At 60.8% G+C, this 24,548-nt stretch carries 18 protein-coding genes and 1 other RNA gene; 14 read left to right on the forward strand and 5 right to left on the reverse strand.

What is annotated here, in order from left to right; genetic code table 11:
• Positions 1-137 precede the first annotated feature (137 nt).
• On the reverse strand, positions 138-2,789 hold the full coding sequence (locus OP500_RS06905; RefSeq protein WP_274070550.1) for a TonB-dependent receptor: 2,652 nt from the start codon (positions 2,787-2,789) through the stop codon (positions 138-140).
• A 107-nt stretch (positions 2,790-2,896) separates the two neighbouring features.
• On the opposite strand from OP500_RS06905, the gene OP500_RS06910 reads away from it, so the two are divergent.
• Together OP500_RS06910 and recG are read left to right on the forward strand one after the other, a co-directional pair.
• Positions 2,897-3,982 carry a cytochrome-c peroxidase gene (locus OP500_RS06910; protein ID WP_274070551.1) on the forward strand — a complete coding sequence of 362 codons (1,086 nt, stop codon included), beginning with the start codon at positions 2,897-2,899 and terminating at the stop codon, positions 3,980-3,982.
• A 112-nt stretch (positions 3,983-4,094) separates the two neighbouring features.
• Complete coding sequence (gene recG, locus OP500_RS06915; RefSeq protein ID WP_238745738.1) at positions 4,095-6,140, forward strand: ATP-dependent DNA helicase RecG; 2,046 nt, start codon at positions 4,095-4,097, stop codon at positions 6,138-6,140.
• 715 nt (positions 6,141-6,855) lie between these two features.
• On the opposite strand, the gene OP500_RS06920 is transcribed toward recG, so the two are convergent.
• On the reverse strand, positions 6,856-7,482 hold the full coding sequence (locus tag OP500_RS06920) for an NAD(P)H-hydrate epimerase (RefSeq protein ID WP_238745728.1): 627 nt from the start codon (positions 7,480-7,482) through the stop codon (positions 6,856-6,858).
• Between the two features lie 162 nt (positions 7,483-7,644).
• Entirely contained in the window at positions 7,645-8,616 is a 972-nt protein-coding gene (locus tag OP500_RS06925) for a KpsF/GutQ family sugar-phosphate isomerase (protein WP_238745726.1), read from the reverse strand.
• Between the two features lie 127 nt (positions 8,617-8,743).
• Between OP500_RS06925 and tal the strand changes: the two genes are divergently transcribed.
• The 4 genes from tal (at position 8,744) to OP500_RS06945 (ending at position 12,249) form a co-directional block, all read left to right on the forward strand.
• Positions 8,744-9,799 (forward strand): transaldolase, encoded by a 1,056-nt coding sequence (gene tal / locus OP500_RS06930; RefSeq protein WP_274070552.1) that lies wholly within the window; start codon positions 8,744-8,746, stop codon positions 9,797-9,799.
• A gap of 164 nt (positions 9,800-9,963) precedes the next feature.
• Positions 9,964-10,596 carry a hypothetical protein gene (locus tag OP500_RS06935; RefSeq protein ID WP_274070553.1) on the forward strand — a complete coding sequence of 211 codons (633 nt, stop codon included), beginning with the start codon at positions 9,964-9,966 and terminating at the stop codon, positions 10,594-10,596.
• On the forward strand, positions 10,593-12,044 hold the full coding sequence (gatA, locus tag OP500_RS06940) for an Asp-tRNA(Asn)/Glu-tRNA(Gln) amidotransferase subunit GatA (RefSeq protein WP_274070554.1): 1,452 nt from the start codon (positions 10,593-10,595) through the stop codon (positions 12,042-12,044). Before OP500_RS06935 ends, gatA begins: the two co-directional genes overlap by 4 nt.
• A 22-nt stretch (positions 12,045-12,066) precedes the next feature.
• Positions 12,067-12,249 (forward strand): hypothetical protein, encoded by a 183-nt coding sequence (locus OP500_RS06945; protein WP_238745718.1) that lies wholly within the window; start codon positions 12,067-12,069, stop codon positions 12,247-12,249.
• Here OP500_RS06945 and OP500_RS06950 read toward each other — a convergent pair.
• Positions 12,246-14,816: a FimV/HubP family polar landmark protein gene (locus OP500_RS06950; protein WP_274070555.1), complete on the reverse strand. Its 2,571-nt coding sequence runs from the start codon at positions 14,814-14,816 to the stop codon at positions 12,246-12,248. The genes OP500_RS06945 and OP500_RS06950 overlap by 4 nt on opposite strands.
• A gap of 376 nt (positions 14,817-15,192) precedes the next feature.
• Between OP500_RS06950 and adk the strand changes: the two genes are divergently transcribed.
• The 3 genes from adk (at position 15,193) to OP500_RS06965 (ending at position 17,490) form a co-directional block, all read left to right on the forward strand.
• Positions 15,193-15,843 carry an adenylate kinase gene (adk, locus tag OP500_RS06955; protein WP_238745714.1) on the forward strand — a complete coding sequence of 217 codons (651 nt, stop codon included), beginning with the start codon at positions 15,193-15,195 and terminating at the stop codon, positions 15,841-15,843.
• Between the two features lie 94 nt (positions 15,844-15,937).
• The gene (locus tag OP500_RS06960; protein ID WP_238745712.1) at positions 15,938-16,525 is read left to right on the forward strand and encodes a CNP1-like family protein; all 588 of its coding nucleotides are present in this window, start codon (positions 15,938-15,940) and stop codon (positions 16,523-16,525) included.
• A gap of 101 nt (positions 16,526-16,626) precedes the next feature.
• Positions 16,627-17,490 carry a phosphoribosylaminoimidazolesuccinocarboxamide synthase gene (locus OP500_RS06965; protein WP_238745711.1) on the forward strand — a complete coding sequence of 288 codons (864 nt, stop codon included), beginning with the start codon at positions 16,627-16,629 and terminating at the stop codon, positions 17,488-17,490.
• A 120-nt stretch (positions 17,491-17,610) separates the two neighbouring features.
• On the opposite strand, the gene OP500_RS06970 is transcribed toward OP500_RS06965, so the two are convergent.
• Positions 17,611-18,144: a hypothetical protein gene (locus OP500_RS06970; protein ID WP_238745710.1), complete on the reverse strand. Its 534-nt coding sequence runs from the start codon at positions 18,142-18,144 to the stop codon at positions 17,611-17,613.
• On the opposite strand from OP500_RS06970, the gene metK reads away from it, so the two are divergent.
• From metK to recN, 5 genes are all read left to right on the forward strand, one after another.
• On the forward strand, positions 18,143-19,312 hold the full coding sequence (gene metK / locus OP500_RS06975; RefSeq protein WP_238745709.1) for a methionine adenosyltransferase: 1,170 nt from the start codon (positions 18,143-18,145) through the stop codon (positions 19,310-19,312). The genes OP500_RS06970 and metK overlap by 2 nt on opposite strands.
• A 148-nt stretch (positions 19,313-19,460) precedes the next feature.
• An RNA gene (ffs, locus tag OP500_RS06980) (signal recognition particle sRNA small type) lies at positions 19,461-19,557 on the forward strand.
• 90 nt (positions 19,558-19,647) lie between these two features.
• Positions 19,648-20,724, forward strand: a complete 1,077-nt coding sequence (locus OP500_RS06985) for a DUF1176 domain-containing protein (RefSeq protein ID WP_238745708.1) — start codon at positions 19,648-19,650, stop codon at positions 20,722-20,724.
• 221 nt (positions 20,725-20,945) lie between these two features.
• Entirely contained in the window at positions 20,946-22,364 is a 1,419-nt protein-coding gene (locus tag OP500_RS06990; protein ID WP_238745707.1) for a sodium:proton antiporter, read from the forward strand.
• 72 nt (positions 22,365-22,436) lie between these two features.
• Positions 22,437-24,101 carry a DNA repair protein RecN gene (gene recN, locus OP500_RS06995; protein ID WP_238745705.1) on the forward strand — a complete coding sequence of 555 codons (1,665 nt, stop codon included), beginning with the start codon at positions 22,437-22,439 and terminating at the stop codon, positions 24,099-24,101.
• The last annotated feature ends 447 nt before the right edge of the window (positions 24,102-24,548 follow it).

The raw sequence follows: 24,548 nt of genomic DNA on the forward strand, positions 1-24,548 counted from the left end.
TTCAGGCTGCCTTGCCATCTTGCGCAAGGCAGCCTGAAAAGTATTCGAGCGTAGTAAAAGACAAAGGCAGCCTGAACAACCGAAACCGGCTTTCAGGCTGCCTAATCCGTCAAAAACAGCCTGAAAACGGCAGGCAGCTACCAGCGGTAGGCGGCGCCGAGCCAAAACTGGCGGCCGGTTTCGTAGGAAGTCGGGCTTTGGATGCCGCCGTAGGCGGCCAGCGCCGGATTGTTGACGCCGCCCAGATAGGCCGACTGGCTGCTGCTGGTGGCGTTTTTGTTGTCGAGCACGTTCAGCACGTCCAGGCTCAATTCGAAGCTGCGGCTTTTGCGCACCGGCAGGGCAAGCCGCAAACGCCAGTCCAGCGTCAGCGCGTGTTTGAATTTTTTCGGACGATAGTCGTACACATAGCCGTTCCAGCCGTCGCAGGCGGCCGGCTGCGACGACTGGCTGCATTCGCGCACGCCGTAGCGCAGGTAGTTTTTGTAGCCGGAACGGAAATTCAGGCTGTGCGTCCAGCTCAGATGCCAGGCGGGGATGTCGGTCTGCACTTCGGCAAAGGCTTCCCACGGGCGGTTGAAATCAAACGGCGGCAATTCGGCTATCGAGCGGTAGCGGCGGCCTTCGTAAAGGTAAAAGGTGGTGCGGCCGTTGGCGACTTCCTGCACCAGCGAGCTGTCGTAATTGCCGTGGTGGCTGCTGCGGTGTTTCTGGTAGCGGGCGCCCAGGCGGTAGCCCAGATTCAAACCACGCCAGCGGTAGGGTTCGGTGCTTTGCAGGCTGAAGCTGAAATGGTTGCTGTGGCCGCGGCCGTCGTTGGTCAGGGTGTAGCTGTTGTCGCGGGCGTTGCGCAGGGGGACGAACTGGCGTCTGCTGCTGCGGTGGACGTATTTGGCCTCGAACAACTGGCCGGCAAACTGCCAGCGCAGGCCGAGATTGGCTTCGTCGCTGTAGGGCGTTTTCAGGCTGCCGCTGCGGTAGGCGGGAACGGGCGAGTAGTTTTCAAACGTCCAGCCCGATTCGCCGTGCTGCGGGTCGCGGATGCGTTTGTAGATTTCGGAGCGGGGAATGGCGGCGCGCAGGGCGTAGGCCAGCATGCTGCCGGCGTAATAGCGGTTCAGGCCGCCGCTGAGCGCCAAACGGCCGTCGCTGATGAAGCGGTGTTCGAAAGCGAAGCGGGGTGCGGCATTCCAGTTGCGCAGATGGCTGTCGTAGCTGAGATTGAAGCCCGGCTGCAGCGTCCAGCGCCCCCAGCGGATATCGTCGGCCAGCCACAGGCTGTAATGGCTGGCGCCGACGGCGGTACTGTGGGCTTTGGACACCCAGTAGCGGTTGGCGTACTGTTCGCCGGCGATGCAGTCGATGCAGTCGGGGCTGACATGGGTGATGTTGTCGGGATAGCCGTTTTGCGGGGCGAAATAGGTTTGGAAGAAACGCGCATCCTGCGGCCGGCGCGACTTGGCGCGGGCAATATCGGCCTGCCAGCCGAAGTCGATTTTGTGGCGGGCGGCGCCCCAGTCCAAAGCGCGGATGCCGTATTCCTGCTTCAGGCTCCAAGTGGTGGTGTGCGATTCGAGTTCGCCCAGCCCGCCGGTGATGGCGTAGGTGCAGTCGCCGTTGCGGTCGCGGATGCTGCACCAGTCGATGCGGCGGCTGCCGGCAATGTATTTCGATCCCAGCCACACATAGGAATCATGGCCGGCATCGTAGGCGATGCGGTTGCGGTTATGGGTATAGGCGAGCGTAGAGCGGATTTTGCCCCAGTCAAAAGCATTATCCGCTTCAAGCTGCAGGCGCCAGCCGCCGCCGTGCGCGACATAACGCCCTTTGTCGGCATTATTGCGAAAGTACACGCTCTGGTGGGGCGAATACATCAGCGAAGCGCTGATCTGCTGTTGCGGGCTAAAGCGGTACAGTCCTTTGAGCAGCCAGGTTTCCGAGCGGCGCCGCTCTTTTTGCCAGCGGCCGAGAATACTGTGGTATTCGGGAATGGCCGACTGCGTGCGCGTGTAGCCGGCCAGCAGTGCGGCGTTTTTGCCCAAGGGCTGGTTCAGGCTCAGGTTGTAGCTGTGTTTGACAAAACGCGGCTGCACGTCGTTTTCGGCATTGGCCGCTTCAAATTCGTCGCGGTCCTGGTACTCGCCCAGATGAAAGTGCGTCCAACTGCTGCGGGTGGTGCGCCAGCCCACCTGCCCGCCGGCACGCTCGGGATCGGGGTCTTTCAAGCGGGCGTCAATCACGCCGCCGCTAAAGCGCGAATATTTCGCCGGCGCGTTGCTGTCGTACACCGCCACGTCTTTGAGCAACGACGAATCCACCTGAAAGGCTTCGGGCGCGCCCGGGGCGAGAAAGAGATGGTCGCGGGCTTCAAACTGCTTTTCGGGCGTGGTGTAGCCGCCGTTGGCCGCGCCAGGATTCATAATGTCGTTGGCAGACAGGCCGTCGAGCAAAAACAGATTGTTGTAATACGGCTGGCCGTGGAAACTCACCAGCTCGGGGGCGATTTCGCCGGCGTGGGTCGATTCGTTGGCGGTATTGGCAAACTGCACGCCCGGATGGTTGCGCAAAAGCTCGGTAATGGTGCCGTTGCGTGTCGGCCGGCGGGCGATATCGTCTGCCTGCAGATACAGCGACGCGCCTTTTTTCTGCGCGGCACGCACCCGCACCACCGGCAGCGTGCTTGAATGTTCTGTTTCATCCTGATTTTGCGGTTTCAGGCTGCTTTCTGCCCACAGCGGCTCAACCGCACCTGCCGCTGCCAGCAGCAGCCATATCGCTTTTACCCTCATCGCTTCTCCTTTGCGCAATATCAGTAAAAATTTACTTAATCTTAACACTTTGCACAAAAGAAAACCATTCTTGTTAAAATCGCGTTCCGCCCTTGCAAGGAAAAACCATGACCCGCCGGATAAGCGCGCCAAGCGCATTGCGCCGCCTGAGCCATTTTCTACCCGCCCTGCTGCTGGCCGCCTGCACGCTGGCGCCGCATTGCGACCGCAGCCGGGCAGACTGCCTGCGGCAGGTGTACAGCCTGCCGCCGCGTTACTGGCCGGCGGCGCAGGTGGATGCGGGCGTGGCTTTCAGCGAACTGGCGCCGCTGCCCAGGCAGCCTGAAAAAACCTGGGCCGATGCCAAAGTGGCGCTGGGCAAAAAGCTGTTCAACGAAAAACGGCTCTCGTCCGACGGTACCGTTGCCTGCGCCAGCTGCCACCGCGCCGAGTATGCCTTTGCCGAGCCGCAGCGCGTATCCACCGGCGTGATGGGACGGCAGGGGCGGCGCAACAGTCCGGCGCTGATCCATCTGTGGCAGCCGCAGAGCGCGCTGTTTTGGGACGGCCGCGCCGATTCGCTGGCGGCGCAGATGCGCTTTTCGATGTCCGACCCCAATGAAATGAATCTGGATCTAACACAGGTGCCCGCCATTCTCACGCAGGCCGGCTATGCGGGCGAGTTTGCCGCCGTGTTCGGGCGCGGCATTGATTTGGACGGCGTGGCCGCGGCGCTGGCCGCCTACCAACACACCCTGCGCCCCGAGCCCACCCGTTTCGACGATTTCCTGCTCGGCGAGCGCGAAGCCCTAAGCGACAGCGAAATCCGCGGCCTGCACCTGTTTCGCACCAAAGCGCGCTGCATGAACTGCCACTCCGGCACCATGATGACCGACGGCAAAATGCACAATCTCAACCAAACCCTGTCCGGCTCGCCCTATCAGGACTTCGGCCGCTACGAAACCACCGGCCGCCGCGAAGACTGGGGCAGCTTCAAAACGCCGACCCTGCGCAACTTAAGCCGCAGCAAACCGTGGTTCCACCACGGTATGTTCGTCAATCTGCAGGGCATCGTCGCCATCTACAACCTGGGCATGCGCAACCCCAAAACCGCCGAGAGCGAATCGGCACAGCGAATCGACCCGCTGATCCGCCCGCTGGATTTAAGCCCGCAGGAGCGCAAAGACCTGGCGGCGTTTTTGGAAACGCTGTAAGCCTGCCCGTCAAAGGCAGCCTGAAAAGCCCCGCTGCCGTTTTCAGGCTGCCCTTTTTCGCTATAACTTTTTCGCTATAATCGGCCATCCCGCCCGTTTTCCGCCGCCCGCCATGACGCCCGACATCCGCAAACAGCTCAAAATTTCCGACAGCGCCGCCCAAAAGCTGGAAAAAATGCACCTGCACAGCGCATGGGATCTGGCGCTGCACCTGCCGCTGCGTTACGAAGACGAAACCCACATCACGCCGCTGGCCGACGCGCCCGCCGGCGTGCCGTGCATGGTCGAAGGCGAAGTGATCTGGCAGGAAGTGCAGTTCCGCCCGCGCCGCCAGCTGATCGCCCGCATCCGCGACGACGCCGGCGCCATGCTCAATCTGCGCTTCATCCATTTTTACCCCAGCCACCAGCAGCAGCTGGCGCAGGGCAAACGGGTGCGCGCGCTGGGCGAAATCAAAGCCGGCTTTTACGGCAGCGAAATGATCCACCCCAAGCTCCGGGCTGCCGACGGCACCGCGCTGGCCGAAAGCCTGACGCCGGTTTATCCCACCGTGTCCGGTCTCAGCCAGCCGGTGCTGCGCCGCGCCGTTCAGGCTGCCTTAAACGCGCTGAACATCGAAGAAATCCTGCCCGAGCCGCTGCTGACGCGTTTCAGGCTGCCCCGGCTGGCCGACAGCCTGCGCCTGCTGCACAACCCGCCGCCGGAAATCTCCGCCCACAAGCTGGCCGATCCCGAACTGCCCGCCCGCCGCCGCCTGAAGTTTGACGAACTTTTGGCGCAGCAGCTCTCCAAGCGGCTGGCCAAACAGCGCCGCCGCAGCGGCAGCGCCCCCATGCTGCGCGGCGACGGCAGTCTCAGCAGCCGACTCACCGCCGCCCTGCCGTTTGAACTTACCGCCGCCCAACAGCGCGTGCTCGCCGAAATCCGCGCCGATATGGCGCAGCCGCACCCGATGCACCGCCTGCTGCAGGGCGATGTCGGCAGTGGCAAAACCATCGTCGCCGCGCTCGCCGCGCTGGCCGCCATCGAAGATACGGGCGGTTTTCAGGCTGCCGTGATGGCGCCCACCGAAATCCTGGCCGAGCAGCACTATCTCAAGTTCAAACAATGGTTCGAGCCTTTGGGCATTGCCGTCGTCTGGCTTTCAGGCAGCCTGAAAAAGAAAGAGAAAGACGCCGCCAAAGCCGCGATTGCCGACGGCCGCGCGCAACTGGCCGTCGGCACCCACGCCCTGTTTCAAGACGACGTGCAGTTCGCCAATCTCGGCCTGGTAATTGTGGACGAACAGCACCGCTTCGGCGTCGCCCAGCGGCTGGCGCTGAAAAACAAAGGGCGCGACGTCCACCAACTGATGATGTCCGCCACGCCGATTCCGCGCACGCTGGCCATGAGTTTTTTCGCCGATTTGGAAGTTTCGCAAATCGACGAACTGCCCCCCGGCCGCACACCAATAAAAACGCGGCTGGTCAACAGCGCCCGCCGCGCCGAAGTCGAAGGGCTGGTGCTCGGCCACTGCCAAAAAGGCCGCCAGGCCTACTGGGTGTGCCCGCTGATCGAAGAGAGCGAAGCGCTGCAGCTGCAAACCGCCACCGACACCCAGGCCGCGCTGCAGGCCGCGCTGCCCGAACTCAATATCGGCCTAGTGCACGGGCGCATGAAGCCCGCGGAAAAAGCGGCGGTGATGGAACAGTTTGTTTCAGGCAGCCTGAACGTTTTGGTGGCGACCACCGTGATCGAAGTCGGCGTCGATGTGCCCAATGCCAGCCTGATGGTGATCGAACACGCCGAGCGCATGGGGCTGTCGCAACTGCACCAGCTGCGCGGGCGCGTCGGCCGCGGCGCCGCCGCCAGCACCTGCGTGCTGCTGTTTGCCGAGCCGCTGGGCGACACCGCCCGCCAGCGCCTGAAAGTAATTTACGAGAGCACCGACGGCTTTGAAATCGCCAACCGCGACCTGGAAATCCGCGGCCCCGGCGAGTTTCTCGGCGCCCGCCAAAGCGGTGCCGAAATCCTGCGCTTTGCCGAGCTGCCGCAAGACAACGCCCTGCTCGATGCCGCCGCTGCCGCCGCCGGACAACTGCTCGACCAGCAGCCGGAAATTGTCGAACAGCACCTGCAGCGCTGGTTTGGCAGTCGCGACGGCTTTCTTGATGCCTAATACCGCTTTTGGGCAGCCTGAAAGGGTTTTACCGCTTTTAGGCTGCTTTTTCATCAAACACAAAAGGCAGCCTGAAAACCTTTCAGGCTGCCTGTTTTAGCTTTTCAGGCTGCTTGGAACAGGCAGCCTGAAGCCGCAAAACGGTGCGTGGTGCGGCACCCTACTCCGCCTTCTGCAGAGTTCCCGTAGGTCGGATTCTCGAATCCGACGGCCGGCCGCAAGGACGGCATCCGGCAGGAATTTGAATCGCCTGCCGCAACACCATTGCCCTATAGCCGGCGGTTCTTGCCGCTTTACCTTTGCGCTCTGTCGCCGCGCGGCGACTTACTTTCTTTGCGTCGCCAAAGAAAGTAAGCAAAGAAAGGCGCCCCCGGTTGCAGGCCGCGCTTGGGGCGCGGCTTCCCTCACGCCGTACGGCTTTTCCGGCGCGTGCGAACTCGCCCGCTTGGGCGGGCTCAAACAGGGCGCACGCTTAAATCCGGAAAAACCGTACTCTGTTCGGCTGCGCCAGGGGGATAGGCTACCTGTGGCAAACTCTACTGAAAAGCAGCCTGAATAGTCCCGTAGGTCGGATTCTCGAATCCGACGGCCGGCCGCAAGGACGGCATCCAGTCAGAGAACCTGGAATATCGGACACGGATATCCAAGCTACACCACCAGCAAAAAAAAGCAGCCTGAAAACTTTTCAGGCTGCTTTTTTGCGCGGGTAATCGGCTTAATCGATGCCGATGTCCAGACACACCGTTTCGCCGCACAGCGCTTTGCCCGCGTCGCTGAAATGGGCAGGTTTGTAGGCGGCGAAGGCGTAGGTGAGGTCGGCACGGAAAGTGTCGGCATCGGCGGTGCCGCTGTCGCAGTCCAGGCCGGTGGGGATGTCGAGCGCCACTTTCAGGCCGGATGCGGCGTTGAGCCGGCGGCAGACTGCGGCGACGGTATCGGGCAGTGCGCCGCTGAAACCGGTGCCGAAAATGCCGTCGATCAGTACGCGGTAGCCGGTGTCCAAAGCACCGGCCAGTTCGTTGGCGGCGATAAAGGTAATGCCCACCGCACCCTGCAGCCGGCGGCGGTTCAGCTCGGCCAGTTCCGACAAATCACTGCCAAGTACAAAAGCGATATCGACGCGCCAGCCCTGCGCCTGCAGCACCCGCGCGATTACCAGGCCGTCACCGCCGTTGTTGCCCTTGCCGCAAACCACCAGCGCCCGGCCGGCGGCGGGCAGGCGCCGCAGCAAATCGGCCGCCGCTGCTTGGCCGGCGTTTTCCATCAGTTGCTCGAAACTCGTGCCGCGCCCAACGGCGGCCTGCTCGCGCCGGCGCATTTCGGCGGCGGGGTAGATTTTCATATCGCGTCTCCTTGTGCTTGGTTTGGCGCTGCCGATTGTACGTCAAAGGCAGCCTGAAAAGTTTTCAGGCTGCCTTTGAGTGTTGGGGTGTATTGGCAATCAGGGTTTCCCGAATATTTTCAGGCTGCCTTTTGCCTGTCAAAAACCAAATATCAAACCTCCCTAAACCACCCGCTCGCGCAACAAATCGTGCATATTGAGCGCACCGACCAAACGTCCCTGCTCGCTGACCAGCAGGCCGCCGATGCGTTTTTGCTGCATCAGTTTCGCCGCTTCGGCGGCCAGCTTGTCGGGGGCGATGGTTACGGGGTCGGGTTTCATAATTTCGTCCACCGTTAGGCCGGCAAGGGTGTCGCGGGTTTCCAGCAGGCGGCGCAGGTCGCCGTCGGTGAAAATGCCTTTCAGGCTGCCTTGTTTGTCGATTACGGCGAGCATGCCGAGACTTTTTTCGCTCATGGCAACCACGGCGGTTTTCAAGGGCGTGCCTTCGGCGACTGCGGGCAGGGCGTCGCCGCTGTGCATGACGTCGGCCACGGTGAGCAGCAGGCGGCGGCCGAGACTACCGGCGGGGTGGCTGAGCGCGAAATCGCCGCGCGTGAAGGAGCGGGCGTTGAGCAGGGCAACGGCCAGCGCGTCGCCCAGCGCCAGCACGGCGGTGGTGCTGGATGTGGGCGCCAGGCCGAGCGGGCAGGCTTCGCGGGAAACGGCGGCGGTGATGTGGATGTCGGCGTGGCGGGCGAGCGTGGATTGGGGATTGGACGTTACCGCCAGCAGCACGATGTTTTTGCGTTTGAGCGCCGGCAGGAGCGCGATGATTTCGTCGCTTTCGCCGGAATTGGACAGCGCCAGCACCGCGTCGCCGTCGCACACCATGCCCAAATCGCCGTGGGCGGCTTCGGCGGGGTGGACGAAAAAGGCGGGGGTGCCGGTGCTGGCGAGCGTGGCGGCGATTTTGCCGCCGATGTGACCGGACTTGCCCATGCCCATCACCACCACGCGGCCGCGGCAGGCAAGCAGCGCCTGCGCGGCGCGGGCAAAGCTGCCATCCAGCGAACGCGCCACTTCGCGCACCGCGTCGGCTTCGGTTTGCATCGCTTCGCGCGCCCATTCCAGAAAATCGTGTTCTGCCTGCATCGCCACTCCCGAAAATCAGGCAGCCTGAACGTTCGGCGAACGGGTTTCAGGCTGCCTGCAAACTGTTCAAAACAGTAAAAAAGCGTTAGCATGAAAACCTTTTTCACGCCTACGCAGAAGGAAAAACATGACGATTCTAGCCGAAGTCAAAGCACTTGGACAACAAATCTGGCTCGACAACCTGTCGCGCTCACTGCTGGAAAACGGCACGCTGGCACGGCTCTTGGCCGACGGAGTGTGCGGCGTTACTTCCAATCCGGCGATTTTCCAAAAAGCCTTCGCCGGCGACGAACTCTACCGCGCCGACATCGCCCGCCTGAAAGAGCAGGGGCAGACGCCGGCGCAGATTTACGAAACGCTTGCCGTGGCCGACGTTCAGGCTGCCTGCGACATCTGCCTGGGCGAATTTCAGCGCAGCGGCGGCAACAGCGGCTGGGTGAGCCTGGAAGTCGCCCCCGAGCTGGCGCACAACGCTGCCGGCACCATCGGCGAAGCCCGACGCCTGCACACGCTGCTCGCGCGCCCCAACGCGATGATCAAAATCCCCGCCACCGATGCCGGCATCCAAGCCTTTGAAACGCTTACCGCCGAAGGCATCAGCGTTAATCTGACCCTGCTGTTTTCCCGCGCGCAAACGCTCAAAGCCTACGCCGCCTACAGCCGCGGCATCGCCAAACGCGCCACCGCCGGCCAAGACGTAGGCAAAGTACGCGCCGTTGCCAGCTTCTTTATTTCCCGCGTCGATGCCGCGCTGGATGGCAAGCTGCCTGAAAACCTGCGCGGCAAAACTGCCATCGCGCTGGCCAAAGCCGCCTATCTCGACTGGCAAAACCATGTGGCCGGCGCCGAGTTTCAGGCTGCCGCAGCTGCCGGCGCCGCACCGGTCAGCCTACTGTGGGCATCCACCGGCGTGAAAAACCCCGCCTATCCCGACACCCTGTATGTGGACAGCCTGATCGGCGAGAACACTGTCAATACCGTACCCGACGCCACGCTGGCGGCCTTTATCGACCACGGCAGCGCCCGCCCTACCCTTACCGAAAACCAAGAGCAGGCGCTCGCCGATCTGGCCGCCGCCGAAGCGGCCGGCGCCGAATTGGAAACGCTGGCGCGCCAACTGCAGGCCGTCGGTCTGCAGCAGTTCAAACAGGCGTTTGACCAGCTGCTCGCCGCATTGGGCTAAACCGTTTTCAGGCTGCCTTCTATGCCAACCGGCTGTTGTGATTGCAGCCGGTTCCGCATGATCCGCGCCTGCGTTTTCAGGCGGATTTCGGGTAAAATGCCGCTTTTTTCAGGCTGCCTGTGCCTGCACCGTTTGTCCGATACATCAAAAAGCAACGAACCGCCATGAAACCATCCAAAATTTCTGCCCTTGCCGCCCTGTTTCTCTGCGGCTTTGCCGGCGCCGAGCCGCAGCCGCAGGTGAAAGACAGCCAGCTTTTCGGCGAATGGGCATGCAAAATCGCAGAGCAGCGCGATCCCATCCACACTTTCGCGCCGGACTACATCGTTTTTGTCGAAGAAAAAAACCTGCCCGCGCATCTGTATGTCGCTTACTTTGAGCGCACCTTGGACGATGGCAAGGACGGCGGCAAAAACGCCAAGCCGCTGCGCTACCGCGAATACTACTATGGCTTTTGGAACATCAAAGACGGCAACCGCGTGCTGCTGACCCTGTCGCTCGACAGAGTCGAGCGCCTGTATAAACCTGAAGACATCAAAGACGACGCCCTGCACCAAGAAGAAAAAGAATACATGGACTTTATGGCAGAAAGCGCACGGAAAAAAAGTTTCAAATCCACCGATATGCGTGTGCTCGGCATACGCGGCAACAAAATGGCCGTTACCGATGACGAATCGCTGCTGTTTTGCACCAAGCAGCCTGAAAGCGGCACCGCCGAAACCGATACCCCAAAAGGCAGCCTGAAAAAACCGCAGCAGCCTGAAACCCCCAACTCCCGCAAAGACGCTAAAAAATGACCCCATACACCCTCAAACAAGCCTCCGAATTATTGCAGTCCAAACAAATCTCCGCCGTCGAACTGGCGGGCGAATACCTCAAAGCCATCGCCGCGCACAACGCCGCCATCAACGGCTACATCACGCTTGACGAAGAAAAAACCCTCGCCGAAGCCCGCGCCGCCGACGCGCGCATTGCCGCCGGAGAAGCCACCGCGCTTACCGGCGTGCCAATCGCCTACAAAGACATCTTCTGCCAAACCGGCTGGCGCAGCGCCTGTGCCAGCAAAATGCTCGACAACTTCGTCTCGCCCTACACCGCCACCGTGGTGCAAAACCTGCTCGACCAAGGCATGGTAACGCTCGGCCGCACCAATATGGACGAATTTGCCATGGGTTCGGCCAACGAAAATTCCTACTACGGCGCGACCAAAAACCCGTGGAACACCGCCCATGTGCCCGGCGGCTCGTCCGGCGGCTCGGCAGCCGTGATTGCCGCCCGCCTTGCCCCCGCCAGCTTAGGCTCCGACACCGGTGGCTCCATCCGCCAGCCCGCCTCCCATTGCGGCATTACCGGCTTAAAACCCACCTACGGCACCGTTTCCCGCTTCGGCATGATTGCCTACGCCTCCAGCCTCGACCAGGCCGGCCCAATGGCGCAAACCGCCGAAGACTGCGCCATCCTGCTCAACGCCATGGCAGGCTTTGACGAACGCGATTCCACCAGCCTCGAACGCGAAAACGAAGACTACACCCGCGACCTAAACCGCCCGCTCAAAGGCCTCAAAATCGGCCTGCCCAAAGAATACTTCGGCGACGGCTGCGAAGCAGACGTCAAAACCGCCCTGCACAACACCATCGCCATCCTGCGCGAACAAGGCGCCGAAACGGTAGAAGTCTCCCTGCCGCAAACCGCCCTCTCCATCCCCGCCTATTACGTGCTCGCCTCCGCCGAAGCCAGCACCAACCTCTCGCGCTACGACGGCGTGCGCTACGGCCACCGCGCCGCCGAGTTTGCCAATCTCGAAGAAATGTACGCCAACACCCGCGCCGAAGGCTTCGGCAGCGAAGTCAAACGCCGCATCATGATCGGCACTTATGTACTGAGCCACGGCTACTACGACGCCTACTACATCAAAGCGCAAAAACTGCGCCGCCTCGTCGCCAACGATTTTCAGACGGCCTTTGCCGATTGCGACCTTATCCTCGGCCCCACCGCCCCATCTTCCGCCCCGCAAATCGGCAGCCACGGCGGCGACCCCTTGAAAGCCTACCTCTCCGATATCTACACCATCGCCGTCAACCTCGCCGGCCTGCCCGCCCTCAGCCTGCCCGCCGGCTTCTGCCGCAACGGCCTGCCCATCGGCGTACAGCTTATTGGCAACCACTTTTCCGAAGCCCGCCTGCTCAACGCCGCCCACCAAATCCAGCTTGCCAGCGACTGGCATACCAAAGCGCCTGCGTTGTAAAACCCAAACGGAAACGGATTGGATGGAACAAAGCAGCCTGAAAACGCAGTTTGGCGTTTTCAGGCTGCTTTTTATCCAAAGGACAGGAACAGACAGGCATCATCCGGAAATCTCTCCCCACAACCGGCAGGCTTGCACCCTTGCACCAGGAAAAGAAAACGGCATTTCCCGTAAGAAATGCCGTTTGATTTTTGCGGCTGCTTAGTTGCCCAATTCGGCCAGCAGGGCTTTGGCCTGGTCTTGGATGCTGCTGCCGTTTGACTCGGCAATCAGCTCGCGCAGGGTTTCGCGGGCGGTAGCGGCATCGTCGATTTCCAGATACATTTTCGCCAGCTCCAGCTTGGCTTCCAGCGGGGTATCCATATCGGAAACCTCGGCGCTGGCGATGGCATCGTGCGTCTGGTAGTTGGGCACTTCCGCTGCCGGCGCGGTAAATTCGGCCAGCGCATCGGCGCTGAGACCTTCCGCTTCTGCAGCAAACGGCGCGGCAAACGGATCGGCAGCGGCAGCGGAGATTTCAGGCTGCTGTGCCTGCTCTACTTGGGCAAAATCCAAACCGTCGTCGAAGGACAAATCGGCAACAGACAAATCGGCAACCGGTGCCGCCGGCACATTCAAATCGGCGGTTTCGGCAACGGCCGGCGTATCCAGCGCGAAATCCAAAGCAGAATCGCTCTGCAGGGCAGGCTCGGCCAAAGCGCTTTCGATATCGGCCACGGTCTGCTGCGGGCTTTCAAAGTCCGCCGCAAAATCCAAGGCGCCAAAGTCATCTGCTGCCTGGGTAACTGCCGGCTGCGGTTCGGGCTCGCCAACCGGCGCGAAATCGGCTACGGCATACTGCTCAAATGTCGGCTGCTCAAATGCAGGCTGTTCAAACACCGGTTCTGCAACGGCGGCAGGCTGTTCAAATACGGGCTGCTCGAATGCTGCCGGTTCAACAGCGGCAGGCTCGGCAAACTGCACTTCTTGCTCGCCAACTGAGAAAGAAGTTTCAGGCGGCATGCTTTCGGGTTCGTCCGGCTGGATGAAGTCGAAATCGGCCATCCAGTCGTCCTGCTCTTCGCTGGCGGGGGCGGCGGCAACTGCTGCTGCGGCGCTTGCCGCGGGTTTGGCTGCAGCCTGCGTGGCGGGAGCGGCTTCGACTTCTTCCCAGTTCCAATCACCGGCATCAAATTCGGTAGCCGATTGCGATGCCGCGCGCGCCAACTCTTCCGGACGGTTTTCCTCGACAACAGTTTCGGTCTTGGTAACAACTTCGGGCTGGAAGCTGTCTAAATCGAATGTAGATGCCTGGGGTTGAACCTGCGGCTGGGCGGCAGGAGTCACGCTCTCGGCAATATAGACTTCGTCGTCATCCTCAAAATCGGCTTCGTCATCTGTCGCAGTTTGTACTGCAGCCTGAGCCGCAGCATTTTGTGCGGCAGCCGAATTCCATTTGACGCGGCTGGCCGCTTCGCTGGCGGTCGGCAGATCGTCTTCTTCGCTATCCGCTTCTTCCTTACGGCGGCGGCGGTTATTGAAGAGATAAGCGGAACCGCCCAGCACCAGCGCACCGGCGGCGCCCATCGCCGCCCATTTGGTCCAATCGACTTCTTCACCGGCTGCACCGTCTTGGCCGGCAACATCCTGCTCGGCAGGCGGTGGAACCAGTTTCGGATCAGGATTCGGCACAGGCACTTCGGAAGCCGCGCCCTGTATTTCGGGCGGAATGGCGATTGTGCCTTCGGAAGCCTGCTGGCCGGCCGGAACATTGCCTGCCGAAGCGGGCGGAGTTTCAGGCTGCGGCGGCTGTACCGGCGGCATAGGCTCTTCAGGCTGCTTCGCCTGCTCCGGTTTGGCCGGTTCGGGTTTGGTTGGCTCGGGCTTAACCGGTTCGGGTTTCACCGGCTCCGGCTTGACTGCTTCGGGTTTGGGCTGCTCTTGCGGCTTAACGGCATCCTGCTGCGGTTTTACCTGCTCACGCGGCACTGCCACGTCGTTTTTCACTTCGCCGTTCCGTCCGGCCTGGTTGTCGGCCTGACGGCTCCAATCGCTGCGGGCGGCGGCACGGGCAGCGCGCCGGTCGGCAGCGGCGGCGTAAGCCTGCCATTGCGAGGCGGACGGAATGTACAGATTGGCATTGCGGTGGATTTCATCGACACGACCGCGGCGGAACACGCCCGGGTTGGCCGCCATCAGCGCCTGTATCGCGCGGCGCTGGCTGATGCTGTGCGGACGGTAGCGGCGGGCGATGGAGGCAACGCTCTCGCCGCGTTGGACGCGGTGGTAACGGCTTTTGGCAGAAGCGCCCTGGCGCTCGCGTTCGCCGGCGCCTTCCGGACGCAAAACCCTTTCCTGCTGCAAAGCATCGCCTGATGCGGGATCGGCGATGGGAGTCAGCGTACCGCTTTTACGCGGGGCTTTGCTTGCTTTGGGTGCGGAGGCTTTGGCAGGGGTGTAACGGGGCGGATTGACCATGGCTGTGTATTGACGTGTTTGTTTGCCGGCGGAAACGGTAAAGGTCAGGATGGGTTCGTGAACGGCGGAAGAAGAATGCAGGTGCAGCAGCACATTGCCGTTGCCCTGCGGAACCACCGTTCCCTGAAGGTTGGCACCGGAAATACTGATGTTCCGGCTTTGCATTACCGCTTCGGCTTCCCGGCCGCTGATCACGATGCTGCCTGAAAACGGCTCGCCCAAATTGGATTGGACATTCAAACCGCCCAAACCGGCAAGCGCCGGCACGGAAACGGCCAAAGACAGCGAAGCGGCGATTATTTTGTTTGTTTTCAAAGTAAGTCTCCATTAGCAAAGCCCCGCCAAGGGGCGCAAACCCGATGCGGATGCTTAAAAAATTTTCGGTATGATAGCGGTTTCTTAACCTTTATGCCAAGCCAAACGGCGGTTTTTGCAGCAAATACTTGCCCTTTGGCCGTGAAAAAACGCCGTTTTTCGGCACCCGCAGCCCAAAAAACGGCACATTTGATATTAGAAACAACAAAATAAATACTTTAGCGCTTCTTAACCCATTTTATGGAAGTTTTATACAAAAAAGCTGCAGCCGCCGCCATTGCAAGCCGCGCGGCGGTTCTTTCAGGCTGCCTTTGAAGCATAGTTTAAAAAGTATTAACATAGCGCCCTTTTCCCACCCCGCAACGAAAGACAGATTATGAAAATATTGCTGCTCGGCGCCCCCGGCGCAGGCAAAGGAACACAGGCACAGTTCATCACCCGCGCCTTCGGCATTCCGCAGATTTCCACCGGCGACATGCTGCGCGCCGCCATCAAAGCCGGCACGCCGCTGGGTTTGGAAGCGAAAAAAATCATGGACGAAGGCGGCTTAGTACGCGACGACATCATCATCGGCATGGTCAAAGAGCGCATCGCCCAAGACGACTGCCGCGACGGTTTTCTGTTTGACGGCTTCCCGCGCACGCTGGCGCAGGCCGAAGCGCTGCAGCAGGCCGGAATCGCGCTGGATGCGGTGGTTGAAATCGACGTGCCCGACGCCGTGATTCTCGAGCGCATCAGCGGCCGCCGCGTGCACCCCGCTTCCGGCCGCAGCTACCACATCGTCCACAACCCGCCCAAAGTCGAAGGCAAAGATGACGAAACCGGCGAAGACCTGATCCAGCGCAGCGACGACAAAGAAGAAACCGTGCGCAAACGCCTGGATGTTTATCACGGCGAAACCGCCGTTCTAATCGGCTTTTACAGCGGCTTGAGCGGCGAGCACGCCCCGCGCTACGTGAAAGTGGACGGCACCCGTCCGGTGGACGACGTGCGCGGCGAAATCCTGGCCGCGCTGGGCAAAGCATAAGCCCCAAAGGCAGCCTGAAAACGCCTTTTGCCGTTTTCAGGCTGCCTTAAGCCTTCGCCGTTTCCCATATTGATATTCAGGACAGGAGCAGAACATGAGCAAAACCGCATACGGATTCCTACTGGCCGTTGCGCTCTGCGGCAGCGCTGCCGCCGAATCGCTGACCGAAAAGCGTTTCGACCAAATGGGCGGCGGCCGCCTTGAAACCGAAAACTTCAGCGAAAGCAAGCTGTCGCTGCCCGCCGTGCCCGATCCGGCCGACCCCGAATGGCTCGACATCTACGTTTCGCCCACCTTCCGCGGCAAACCGCGCATCCTGCTCTCCAGCATCACCACCGCCGCCGACGGCAGCGTGCGCTATCTGCTGAACAACCGCTCGGCCGCCGGCTACGACAACATCAGCGCCGAAGGCCTGCTGTGCGTAACCGGCAACAAGCTGCTCGGCTCCGAAGGCGCCAAGCTCAAAACCTTTGCCTACGCCGATTTGGAAGGCCGCCGCTGGATCACGCCGCGCCAGTCCGACTGGAAAGTCATCGGCGGCAAAATCAACGGCAGCGACCCCGTGCGCCGCGAGCTCTACATCGCCCTGTGCATCGACGGACGCGCCAAAAACGACCAGGCATTGCGCCAGCGCGTTGCCGAACAAATCGGCACCCGCCACCAGCGTGAATACAGCAAATAAACCCGGCGTTTTTCAGGCTGCCCCGTACAGGATTAAGGCAGCCTGAAAAACACTCTGCCTTTGGCATCCCCCGCCCCCTTTTTCCCTACTGCGAGCCCGTCATGACCACCCTTTCCCTGAAAAAAATCTACTCCGGCAAAGTGCGCGACCTTTACGAAATCGACGACAAAACCATGCTGATCGTCGCCAGCGACCGCCTCTCCGCCTTCGACGTCATCCTGCCCGAACCCATCCCCGGCAAAGGCGAAATCCTTACCCAAATCTCCAATTTCTGGTTCGGCAGACTCGCCCACATCATGCCCAACCACTTCACCGGCCAAAGCGTGTACGACGTGCTGCCCGAAGCCGAAGCCCGCGCCGTCGAAAAACGCGCCGTCGTCGCCAAACGCCTGACACCGGTAAAAATCGAAGCCATCGTGCGCGGCTATCTGGCCGGCAGCGGCTGGAAGGAATACCAAAAAACCGGCGCCGTCTGCGGCATCAGGCTGCCTGAAAACCTGCGCGAAGCCGAAAAACTGCCCGAAATCCTATTCACCCCATCCACCAAAGCCGAAGTTGGCGGCCACGACGAAAACATCAGCTTTGCCGAATGCGAAAGCATCATCGGCGCCGAACTGGCCGCGCAGGTGCGCGACAAAGCCGTCGCCCTTTACAGCGAAGCGGCCGCCTACGCCGAAACGCGCGGCATCATTATCTGCGACACCAAATTCGAGTTCGGCCTCGACGAAAACGGCACGCTGACCCTGATGGACGAAGTGCTGACCCCCGATTCCAGCCGCTTCTGGCCGCAAAGCCAGTACCAAACCGGCATCAGCCCGCCCTCGTTTGACAAACAGTTCGTGCGCGACTGGCTGGAAAGCAGCGGCTGGAACAAACAGCCGCCCGCCCCTGCCGTGCCCGCCGACGTGATCGCCAAAACGCTGGCCAAATACCGCGAAGCGCTGGACTTGCTGACGGCAGCCTGAAAAACAAGGCAGCCTGAAAACCCATTTCAAGGTTTTCAGGCTGCTTTTTTGGGTTTCGACAGGATACGGAAAACGCCCCCTGCCGTCATTCCCGCGCAAGCGGGAATCTTGTTTGGGCTTTTACAGGACTTGGGAAAACAAGCCTTTGCCTGGATTTAACCAAGATTCCCGCCTACGCGGTGGTAGCGTAGCGGACTTGCGTAAGCTAATGACGTTACAGAGAAAAAGGCAGCAGGTAGATTGAGGTACCAAACCCAATATTTCCCAATACCAAAAGATTTGTTGGGGCGCACCCCAAGCTACAACTGAAAAAACAGGGCAGCCTGACAGCCAAAAGGCAGCCTGAAAACCCGTTTCAAGGTTTTCAGGCTGCTTTTGCCGTTTAAAAAACATTCGCATTTGCTTGCCGATGCCGTGCGGATTTGCTACCATCCGCCCCGCATTAAGAGTTGGGACTTCCATGCCAACCTGCTTCGCGGTTTCGCCGAGTAAGGTGGACGGTTTTTCAAAACCGATGTGGTTTGCGGCAGCGCCGCAGGCAATCGAAATCCCGCTTAAATGCGGGTATTTTTTTGCCCGCCGCACCCGAAACAGGCAGCCTGAAGCCGTTTTCAGGCTGCTTTCCGCCACCCGCCAACGAAAGACCAAAGCCATGAGCGAATATCTTTTCACCTCCGAATCCGTATCCGAAGGCCATCCCGACAAAGTGGCCGACCAAATCTCCGATGCCATTCTCGACGCCGTTTTGGCGCAAGACCCCGCCGCGCGTGTCGCCGCCGAAACGCTGGTCAACACCGGCCTGTGCGTACTCGCCGGCGAAATCACCACCCATGCCCACGTCGATTACATCAAAGTCGCCCGCGATACCATCGCGCGCATCGGCTACAACGACCCCGCGCTGTGTTTCGACAGCAAAGGCTGCGCCGTCGGCGTGTATTACGACCAACAATCGCCCGACATCGCCCAAGGCGTGAACGAAGGCGAAGGCTTGGATTTAGAACAGGGCGCGGGCGACCAGGGCCTGATGTTCGGCTACGCCTGCGACGAAACGCCCACCCTGATGCCCTTTGCCATTTATTACAGCCACCGCCTGATGCAGCGTCAGAGCGAATTGCGCCGCGACGGCCGCCTGCCGTGGCTGCGCCCCGATGCCAAAGCGCAGATTACCGCCGTGTACGACAGCGCAACCGGCAAAGTCAAACGCATCGACACCGTCGTCCTTTCCACCCAGCACGACCCCGAAATCAGCCATGAAGAGCTGGAAAAACAGGTAATCGAGCAGATTATCAAGCCCGTATTGCCGCCCGAAATGCTCACGGCAGAAACCAAATATCTGATCAACCCCACCGGCAAATTCGTGATTGGCGGCCCGCACGGCGACTGCGGTTTGACCGGACGCAAAATCATCGTCGACACCTACGGCGGCGCAGCCCCGCACGGCGGCGGCGCATTCTCGGGCAAAGACCCGAGCAAAGTTGACCGCTCCGCCGCCTACGCCTGCCGCTACGTTGCCAAAAACATCGTCGCCGCCGGCCTGGCCACCCAGTGCCAAATCCAAATCTCCTACGCCATCGGCATCGCTGAGCCGACCTCGATTGCCATCGACACCTTCGGCACAGGCAAAATCAGCGAAGACAAACTGATCGCCATCGTGCGCGAACATTTCGACCTGCGCCCCAAAGGCATCGTCAAAATGCTCGATTTGCTGCGTCCGATTTACAGCAAAACCGCCGCCTACGGCCACTTCGGCCGCGAAGAGCCGGAGTTTACCTGGGAGCGCACCGACAAAGCCGCCGCGCTTAAAGCCGCTGCAGGGCTGTAAAACGCCGCAAAGGCAGCCTGAAAAACGGTTTCAAGCACCCGCCCGCGCTTTAGTGCCCGGCAGGTGCTTTTTTCAGGCTGCCTGAAACGCCCCAAGCCCCGCAGCCCCTTGCTATTTTGGCTGCGGCCGCTATAATGCACAGCCTTACGGCGGGTCTCCCCGCATGACAATTTCGAACAACGGGTCAGGGGCGGAAGCCAGCAGCCCACTCGGGAGCGTCAGTGCCGGGGGTTCGGCTCGCCACCCTTTTCCTTGCCGCCTGCCACTTGCAGGCGGCAATTTGTTTTCAGGCAGCCTGAAAACCTTTTTCCGCCACGCTTTAACCGGGAGCTTTTATGAAACGCCTGCTTGTCTTTGCCCTGTTTTCCCCTGCCCTTGCCGCCGCCGCGCCGCTGCAAGGGTTTTATACATCCTACCAAGACTGGGATGCCGCCTGCGACAACACCGGCACCTGCCGCATCGCCGGTTATCAGGACGATGGAGAAATCGAACATCCCGTATCCGTATTGTTCACACGCAAGGCGGGCGGCAATGCGCCGGTGATCGGGCAAATCGCCGTCGCCCCCGATTTCACCGACAACGAGCCCGATTTGAAGCTGGCAGCCAAAAGCGAACTGCGGCTCAACGGCAAAGCGCTGGGTACCATCCGTTTTGACAAAGACGGCTACGGCAAGCTCAGCGGCGCGCAAACCCAAGCCCTGCTGACCGCCCTGCGCCGCGACGCCAAAATCGAAGTTATATCAGGCGCAAACACCTGGACGCTGTCGGACAAAGGCGCGGCGGCAGCCATGTTGAAACTTGACGAATTCCAAGGCCGCCTGAACACGCCCTCGGCGCTGATACGCAAAGGGCGCAGCACCCGCGCCGTATTGCAGCCGCAGCCGGTGCCGACCATCCGCGCCGCCGCCGTACCGCAAAAAGGTGAATACACGCTGAAAAAAGGCACGGCCAAACATAAAGCAGTAATGGCCTTGCTGCAAAAGAGCAATCAGGGACGTAAAAACGACGATCGTTTCGAGCGCTGCGGCGATCTGCATGAACCCGATCGGCAGCGCGACATCACGGTCTATCCGCTTAACAGCAGACAGGTGCTGATTGACACTTCGTGCATATCGGGCGCGTATCAGGGCACGAGCTTCAACGCCGTGATGAACGCCAAACTCAGCCTCGTCGAACAGGTTTTGCCGCAGGAATACGGCGGCCATGCCGGCTTCGATCCGAAAACCGCCACACTGTCGGGCGGTTTCAAAGGACGCGGTCTGGGCGACTGCTGGGGCGGCCAAAGCGCGGTGTGGAACGGCAAAACCTTTGTGCGCAGCCGTGAAGACACCACCGGCCAATGCAAAGGCTTTACCGGCGGCGCGTGGACGCTGCCGATACTCCAAAGCAAAGTTATCGGCGGCAAAAAATAAGGGCCGATCTGATATGCAGGCAGCCTGAAAGCGTGAAAACGGCTTTCAGGCTGCTTTTTTGCCGTGCTGCCGGCGGCCGGCCGGATTGATGCGGACTGGCGCCGGCGGGCGTCGTGGCGGTGCTTTGGTATATAATCGGCGCTTTCGGCCGCGGCGCTGGCGCGGCGGCCGGGAATGCTGTTCTGAAGTTTGTCCGTTTGTTAGAAGAAAAAGGAACCACTATGCCCGTCCGCATGTTAAGTGCGCTGTTGATGCTGCTGCCCGCCGCCGCGCAGGCTTCCGGCGTCGATGGCGCCGCTCTGCCGCTGTGGTGGGGTCTGCCCTTTGTGCTGATCCTGCTCTCCATCGCCACCGGCCCTTTGTTTTTTTCCCATACCTGGCACCACCATTTCGGCAAGATTACCGCCGGCTGGACGCTGCTGTTTCTGATTCCTTTCAGCCTGGTGTACGGGCTGGGCGAGAGCCTGCATCTGGTGGTGCATGCGCTGGTGGGCGAATACATTCCGTTTATCCTGCTGCTGCTGGCGCTCTATACGGTATCGGGCGGCATTTTGGTGTGGGGCAACCTGCGCGGCAGCGCGCGGCTCAATACGCTGCTGCTGGCGATCGGCACGCTGCTGGCTTCGGTAATGGGCACCACCGGCGCGGCGATGCTGATGATCCGGCCGGTGCTCAAGGCCAACGAACACCGCAAGCACCGCGTGCATGTGGTGGTGTTTTTTATCTTTTTGGTGGCCAATATCGGCGGCGGCCTGACGCCGCTGGGCGATCCGCCGCTGTTTCTGGGCTTTTTGAAAGGCGTTGATTTCGGCTGGACGGTGATGCATATGGCCGCGCCGGTGCTGATCAGCGCCGCTGTGCTGCTGACGGCCTTTTACCTGCTCGATGCGCACTACTACGCCCAGGCAGACGAAGTGCTGCCGCACGAAACCGCCGACGAAGGCAAAATCAAAATCTTCGGCAAGATCAACTTTCTGCTGTTGGCCGGCGTAGTCGGCGCGGTGCTGATGTCCGGCCTGTGGAAGCCCGACCATCCCGGTTTCAATATTTTCGGCACTGCCTATCTGCTGCCCAATCTGGTGCGCGACGTCATCCTGCTGGCGCTGGCGCTGGTCTCGCTCTTGCTGACGCCCAAGCAGGTGCGCGCCGGTAACGAGTTCAACTGGGACCCGATTATGGAAGTGGGCAAACTCTTTCTCGGCATCTTTATCAGCATCTCGCCGGTTATCGCCATTTTGCAGGCGGGCGAACACGGCGCCTTCGCCCCCTTAATCGCGCTGGTGCACGATTCGGCCGGCAATCCGGTCAATACCATGTATTTCTGGATGAGCGGCCTGCTGTCGGCCTTTTTGGACAACGCGCCCACCTATCTGGTGTTCTTCAATATGGCCGGCGGCGACGCCCAAAGCCTGATGACCGGCCCGCTGTTCCACACCCTGCTGGCGATATCGATGGGCTCGGTGTTTATGGGCGCCCTAAGCTATATCGGCAATGCGCCGAACTTTATGGTCAAAGCGATTGCCGAGCAGCGCAAAGTGGCGATGCCCAGCTTTTTCGGCTATCTGGCCTGGTCCTTCGGCATACTGGTGCCGCTGTTTGTGCTGCACACGCTGATTTTCTTCGTATTCCAACTGCTTTGATTTCTTCAGGCTGCCTTTGTCCGAAGGCAGCCTGAAAACGGTTTTCCCGCATTGTTCTAGGACTTTTGTTTCATGCTGCTCGCACTGTCTTTGCAGGACTTCGTCCTGGTTGAAAAACTCGATCTCGATTTCCAAGGCGGCTTTACCGTGCTCACCGGCGAAACCGGCGCCGGCAAATCGGTTACCCTTGATGCCGTCGGCCTGCTCTTAGGCGACAAAGCCGATTACGCCCAAGTGCGCACCGGCGCCAAAGAAGCGCGCCTTTCTGCCCTGTTCGACCTTTCCGCCCTGCCCGATTTGGCCGCCGAGCTGCGCGATCAGGGGCTGCTTGACGAAGACGCCGCCGAACTCAGCCTGCGCCGGATTATCGACGCCAAAGGCCGCAGCCGCAGCTTTATCAACAACCAGACCGCCACCCTCGCCCAGCTCAAGCACATTGGCGAGCAGCTGATCGACATCCACGGCCAAAACGCCCACCACTCGCTCAATCAGGAAGCCGCCCAGCGCCACCTGCTCGATGCCTTTTCAGGCAGCCTGAAAACCGCCGACGAAGTGCGCCAGCACTACCGGCTGTGGCAGCAGGCGCTGCAGGCGCTGGAGCAGGCGCAAACCCAGTCCGAGCACATCGCCCTCGAGCGCGAGCGGCTCGAATGGCAGTTTGGCGAACTCGACAAACTCGGCGCCGCCGAAGGCGAATGGGAAAGCCTCAACCGCAGCTACGACAGCCTGGCCAACGCCGCCGAACTGCTGCAGTCCGCCGAAACCGCCCGCGAATACATCGACGGCGAAGACGGCGCCGCCAGCCTGCTCTACCGCTGCCGCCGCGAACTGGAAAACCTCGCCGCCATCGAGCCGCGCTTTGCCGAGAGCATCGAACTCATCGTCTCGGCCGAAGCCGAGCTGGAAGAAGTTTCCGCCAATCTCAGAAGTGTCGGCGGCAGCGTCGAAATCAACCCGCAGGAATTGGCGCTGCAGGAAGAGCGGATGCGCGAGCTGATGTCCGCCGCCCGCAAATACCGCGTCGAACCAGCCGAGCTGCCGGCCAAACTCGCCGAAATCCAAGCCGCCCTCAACGATTTGGACGCCGCCGCCGACACCGAAGCGCTGCGCCAAAACGCCGAGCGCTGCGAAGCCGCCTACCACGAAGCCGCCCAGCGCCTGTCCGCCCAACGGCGCCAGGGCGCCGCCAAACTGGCCGACGAAACCTGCGCCCACCTGCAAAAACTGGCGATGAAAGGCGCACGCTTTCATATCGAACTGCTGCCCTCCGCCCCCGGCGCCCACGGTTTGGAACAGGTGCAGTATCAGGTGGCCGCCAACAAAGGCAACCCGCTGCGTCCGCTGAACAAAGCCGCCTCCGGCGGCGAACTCGCCCGCATCAGCCTGTCGCTGCAGGTGGCCGCCAGCCGCTACACCCAAGTGCCGACGCTGATTTTCGACGAAGTCGATACCGGCGTCGGCGGCGGCGTGGCCGAAACCGTCGGCCGCGCCCTGCGCAGCCTCGGCGCCCGCCACCAGGTGCTGGCCGTTACCCACCTGCCCCAAGTGGCCGCCTGCGGCGAACAGCACTGGCAGGTCAGCAAACACGGTAAGGGCGGGCAGACCGTCAGCGAAATCCGCGTGCTCGAAGGCGACGCGCGCACCGCCGAAATCGCCCGCATGCTCGGCGGCGAAACCATCACCGACACCACCCGCGCCCACGCCGCCGAAATGCTGGCAATGGCGGCGCGGGATTAGGGTTTCAGCTTTTCAGGCTGCCTGAACCATGCCGATTAGGCAGCCTGAAAAGCCGTTTGACCGATACAAAATCAGCCTGAAAGACAACACCGTTTTTCAGGCTGCTTCGGACATTCGGGCAGCCTGAATGGTGCAGCGCAGTTGCGACGCCCAAACCCAATCCCGTCATTGCCCAACAGTCAAAACAGCAGCCTGAAAAGCAGCCGCAGAGCCGATTTTGAAAGCAGCCTGAAAGCATAGTTCGAACGGCACAAAGACTTCTTCAACGAACGCACGAAGAACTCCGAAACGGGCAAATCCCACTACACCCACCCAAGACTGTGCAAAGCGGCATTTGGAGTGTCATCACAGCATGAGAATAGCAAATAAGATTATATTTATTAAAGATTATTTCCCTACCTCTAGTGATGAGTAGCACCTTATTTGTTACTTATGCCCGAATCCAAG

The sequence above is a fragment of the Kingella sp. SNUBH-2017 genome (assembly GCF_028680565.1).
GTDB classification, from domain to species: domain Bacteria; phylum Pseudomonadota; class Gammaproteobacteria; order Burkholderiales; family Neisseriaceae; genus Kingella_D; species Kingella_D pumchi.